This is a genomic window from Henriciella sp., assembly GCF_049649345.1.
In the GTDB taxonomy this organism is placed as follows: domain Bacteria; phylum Pseudomonadota; class Alphaproteobacteria; order Caulobacterales; family Hyphomonadaceae; genus Henriciella.
Window position 1 is genome coordinate 1 of sequence record NZ_JBARZC010000092.1, and the last position, 5,012, is coordinate 5,012.

Genomic DNA, 5,012 nt, shown 5'->3' on the forward strand with positions numbered 1-5,012 from the left:
GGATCAAGAAGACGCCCTATCAAGGCCCGCGCTTTACCATCACCAAGCCGACCATTGTTATCATTCCGGAATACAAGCAGCCCGTTCCTGAAATTGTAGCCAAGGGCCTCTCTCTGTTCACCGTGCATGTCCGCCGCACGGGCCCCGCAGAGCAGGACCAGAAGCTCAACTCCCATTCCAAGCTCAACTGCATCCTCGCCTGCATCCAGGCCGACAAGGCGGGCGCAGACGAAGGCCTCATGCTGGACGCGGACGGCTTCGTCGCCACCTGCAATTCCACCCATTTCTTCATCGTGCGCGACGGCGAGGTCTGGACCTCGCCGCTGGACTATTGCCTTGGCGGGATCACGCGCGGCAACATCATCCGCGTGTGCCACGAGGCAGGCATTCCTGTGCACGAAAAGCGCTTTTCGCTGTTCGATGTCTATTCGGCGGACGAGGCCTTCGTGACCGGCACATTTGCGGGCGTGACGCCCGTGCGCGAAGTCGACGGCCGCCAGATCGAGCAGGTAGGCGGGCCGATGGCGCACCGCATAACCGGGCTTTATCAGGACCTCGTCGCCAAGAGCCTTACGCCAATCAGATGAGCGAGCCGGTTCGCATTGCCATGTGGTCGGGCCCGCGCAATCTGTCGACCACGATGATGCGTAGCTTCGGAGCCCGGCCGGATACGGCCTGCGTGGATGAACCTTTCTATGCAGCCTATCTGGTTGCGAGCGGCCTTCTTCATCCGATGCAGGACAACATCCTGGCCACCCAGCCCCATGACGGCGCTGAGGTTGCAGAACAGCTTCTCGGCCCTGTGCCTAGCGGCAAATCGGTCTTCTATCAGAAGCATATGACCCACCACATGGACCCAGCCATCCCGCGTGACTGGATGTCGAAGGTCACCAATGTGTTTCTCATCCGGCATCCGACGCGCGTACTCGCTTCGTATGCGCGCAAGATGGAGACGGTGAACCTAGACGTGATCGGCGTGCCCCAGCAGGCAGAGCTCTTTGACCAGGTGTGCCAGTCGCTCGGCGAAGCGCCGCCCGTTGTGGATTCAGACGATATCCTCGCCGACCCCCCGGCTATACTGCGGGCGCTGTGCCGTGCTGTCGGCATTCCGTACACCGACGCGATGCTGTCCTGGGAGGCTGGTCCGAAGCCGGAAGATGGCGCATGGGCGCCGCATTGGTATGACGCGGTGTGGCAGTCGACGGGGTTTGGCGAACCGCGCGCTCACATCATGGGGCTGCCATCCGAGCTCATGGACCTGGCTGAACAGGCCCTGGAGTCGCATGAGGTGATTGCCGCGCATCGCCTGAAACCCACGCCCGCCTAGTCCCGGCTGAAGCATGTCGTGACGCGGGGGCATGTTCCGGTTTCTCTTGGCAGGGCTGAGCACGCGTATAGACTGCAGAGCAGACAACAAAAGCAGACATTCATGGGAGAGACGCATGGCTGACGGACAGTCGCTGCCGCCATTCAAGCCGCTGCCGCAAAAGGATCCGGACATCGAAATGGTCCGCAAGCCCGACGGCACAATCTATCTGACGCCGCGCCAGGAGCCCGGTGACCGGCCCAAGACCATTCCCCATTGTCTCGATGACTGGGCGGCAGAAGCGCCTGACCGGCCATGGCTGCGCCAGCGCGACCCGCAAACCGATGCGTGGCGCACCGTCACCTATGGCGAGGGCAAGCGCTACACAGACGCGCTCGCGCAATCCTTTATCGATATGGGCGCCGGACCTGATGCGCCGGTGATGATTCTTTCCGGCAACACGATTGAAAGTGCGCTGGTGATCGTGGCGGCGCAGAAAATGGGCGCACCGGTCGCGCCGATCTCGGTGCCCTATTCCACGATGTCGAATGATTTCGGCAAGCTGAAGCATTGTTTCAGCGCGGTCGAACCCAAGGCTATTTTCGTCCAGGACGTCGCCGCCTTTAAACCGGCGCTCGATGCGCTTGGCGATCATGGATGCGCTGTCTTTGCCAAGACGGGCGCGACCAACGAAATTCAGGCCTTTGATGAACTGCTGAAGACAGACCCGACCGGCGCCGTTGCTGATGCCATGGCGAAGCTCACTGACGACACGGTGGCGAAATACCTGTTCACATCAGGCTCGACGGGCATGCCCAAGCCGGTCCCCACCACACAGGGCATGATGTGTTCGATGATCGCCGGCACAGAAGGCCTGCGCGACAATGGACGGGACCCGGATTACGATCCGGACGCGGTCCACAATGTCCTCGACTGGCTGCCCTGGAACCATATTTCCGGCTCCAATGTGAACTTCAATGGCGCGCTGTGGAACGGGGCGACCTTCTGGATTGATGGCGGCAAGCCGACGCCGGACCTGTTCAAGGAGACGATCCGCAATATCCGCGATGTCAGCCCTTCCACTTTCGGAACGGCGCCAATCGCCCTCTCCATGCTCGCCGATGCGATGGAGCAGGATGACGAGTTGCTGAAAGCCTTCTTCAAGAACATGAAGTCGATCGGTTATGGCGGCGCAACGCTGTCCGATGACCTTTACGACCGGCTCCAGGCGCTGTCGATCAAGGCAACCGGCAAACGTATCCCGATCGTCACCATGTATGGCGCAACCGAGACCCAAGGCATAACGGTGGTTCACTGGGTGGTCGAGCGGGTCGGCCTGATCGGCCTGCCCCTGCCCGGCATGACGCTTAAGCTCGTGCCGAACGGCGCCAAGCTGGAAGTCCGCGTCAAAGGCCCGTCCGTGATGACAGGGTATGTCGACATGCCGGAAAAGAACGCGGAAGTCTTCGACGAGGAAGGCTTTTACAGGCTCGGCGATGCAGCGATCATGGTCGATGAAAATGACCCCAATAAAGGCATCATATTCGACGGCCGCGTCGGCGAGGACTTCAAACTCTCGACCGGCACCTGGGTCAGCGTCGGAACGCTGCGGCCCGATCTCGTCGCAGCCTGTTCGCCCCTCGTCTTCGATGCGGTTATTGCCGGGCAGGACAAGGATTATGCAAGCGCGCTCTTCTGGCCCGCGCAGGCGACCTTCATGTCCTATGTCCAGAAGGCCGAAGGCGATGGCCAGAAAGCCTATATGGCGCTAGTCAGTGACCTCACTGAGAAGGTCCGCGCCTTCAATGCGAGCGAGAAAGGCTCATCACGCCGGATCAAGCGCTTTCATGTCATGACAGAACCCCCGTCGATCGATGCTGGCGAAATCACCGACAAGGGTTATGTCAATCAGAGATGCGTCATCGACCGGCGCGATAACCTCGTTCAGGCGCTCTATTCGGAACCGCCAGGGCCGGGGGTTGTTGAACCCTGATAACGGAATGTCAGTAAATTCCGGTAACTTTAACCCAGATTAAGTAGGGTCCGGGAGGATCGGGGGCATGTTTGACGCTCGCAATGTCAGCGAAAAATCGGGGGGTGGTCTGGTCTTCGGACTGCTGACCATCGCCCTTGTGAGCGCCCTCTTTTTCGGCGTCCTCTTCTTCCCATCGCTGACCGGGCCGGGCAAATCCGAAGTTCCGGGCATGGCTGAGACCCCGGCTAGCACCTCCCTTGCGGCAGCATTCGACGACCAGCCCACGCTGGACTATATCCAGAAGCTACGGGCGACATTTCCCTCCGCCGCGACAGATCTTGAGCGGACGCTCGAGCGCGCAAGCGCGCGCGGCGCAGACAAGGTCGAGCTTGGTTTGCTCGTGCTGCAGGCCGGTCACCAGGAGATTGCGGGCAGTATTGACCGCCTCGCCAAGGCCGATGTGCGTTATTTCAATCAGATTCTCGATCTTTCGGTCGAAGGCCTGAATGACCTGTCGAGCTCTGGCGCGCCCTATTGCAAGGGTTCTGACCTCATCACGTTTGCCAGCCTGTCCGATCAACAGCTCTATGCGGCGGCCTTCGACCGTGTCGGCCATGGCGCCGGGCTCTACAATTACGGCCTTGAGATGAACGGGGTCATCCTCGATGCCATCCGCGCTGCACGCGCCAATCCCCGCAATTACAGCCGGTTGACGTCGGCAGACGAGCGGGCCGCCCAGACACTCGCCTTCAGCCTGATGACCGATCCGCAGATCATGAAGCTGTTGACCCTGGAGGGCACCAGCCGCGCGCAGATGGACGAGGCGATGCGGGACGTCAATTTTTGCGATCTTGGTGTCAGCATCATCCGCAAGGTCGATGCGCTGCCGGAGGATACAAAAGGCCGCCTCTGGGGCGAGCTCTGGAGGCAGGTAGACCGCGACGGCATCGAGCGGATGTTTTACCGCTATGCCTATTAGGCTTTGCGCTTGATGCCCGACTGCTTCAGCCGCCATTCCAGTAAATCGAGCCGGTCCTGGCCAAAGAAGGCCTCTTCCTCATAAACCATTAGCGGCACGCCCCAGTGATAAGGCTCCTGCTCGTCCTGATTGGCCTCGATGACCGCTTCGAGCCGGTCTTTCTCGTCCGACTGGCGCCGGTCGAGATCATCGAGATCGAACCCGGCGCGCTGAGCCGCCTGTTTGAGCTGGTCGCCTTCCGTCCAGGGCGCGCCCGACCAGATCAGGGTCGAGACCTCGTCGAGAAACGCCCAGCCTTCAGCATTGCCCGTCTCGCAGGCGAGCACACCGAGCCGCGTCAGTCGCCCAATATGCGGCTGGTCGTCTGAAATCTCGCGCGTCGCCATATTCATGACCACCGGATCAGGATCCGGGCGTCCCATGGGCAGACCGAGATATTGGGACAGGCGGAAAATGTCGCGCAGCAGATAGGGCGTCCATTGCGGGCGGATGGTGGCGAAGAAGTCAGGCGTGCGGATCGCGATGGGATAGACAGGCCGCGGGCGAACCTCGACATCCCACTTGTCTGCAAGGTCTCTCAGGCGGCGGGTCGCCAGGTAGGAATAGGGAGAGCGAAAGGACCAGAAGACGTCGACAATAGCCATATCCGGACCGTGGCCCAAAGGCCGCATGAAGGCCACCGAAATCATGTCTTCAAAATGCCATCTGGAAGATGCATCTAGGAGAGATGGCACTGGATGAAACCATTCGCG

The 5,012-nt window shown here is 60.6% G+C and carries 5 protein-coding genes; 4 read left to right on the top strand and 1 reads right to left on the bottom strand.

Going from position 1 to position 5,012, the window contains the following annotated elements; translation table 11 throughout:
• The 4 genes from WA989_RS02290 to WA989_RS02305 form a co-directional block, all read left to right on the top strand.
• Positions 1-587 (top strand): aminotransferase class IV (locus WA989_RS02290; RefSeq protein WP_424338909.1); only part of this gene is annotated, 587 nt, incomplete at its 5' end.
• Positions 584-1,327 (top strand): HAD family hydrolase, encoded by a 744-nt coding sequence (locus tag WA989_RS02295; protein ID WP_424338910.1) that lies wholly within the window; start codon positions 584-586, stop codon positions 1,325-1,327. The genes WA989_RS02290 and WA989_RS02295, both read left to right, overlap by 4 nt.
• Before the next feature lie 115 nt (positions 1,328-1,442).
• Positions 1,443-3,299, top strand: coding sequence for an AMP-binding protein (locus WA989_RS02300; protein ID WP_424338911.1), 1,857 nt, complete (start codon positions 1,443-1,445; stop codon positions 3,297-3,299).
• A 67-nt stretch (positions 3,300-3,366) separates the two neighbouring features.
• Entirely contained in the window at positions 3,367-4,260 is an 894-nt protein-coding gene (locus WA989_RS02305) for a hypothetical protein (protein WP_424338912.1), read from the top strand.
• On the opposite strand, the gene WA989_RS02310 is transcribed toward WA989_RS02305, so the two are convergent.
• A partial coding sequence (locus WA989_RS02310) for a 2-hydroxychromene-2-carboxylate isomerase (RefSeq protein WP_424338913.1) occupies positions 4,257-5,012 on the bottom strand: 756 nt, incomplete at its 5' end. The genes WA989_RS02305 and WA989_RS02310 overlap by 4 nt on opposite strands.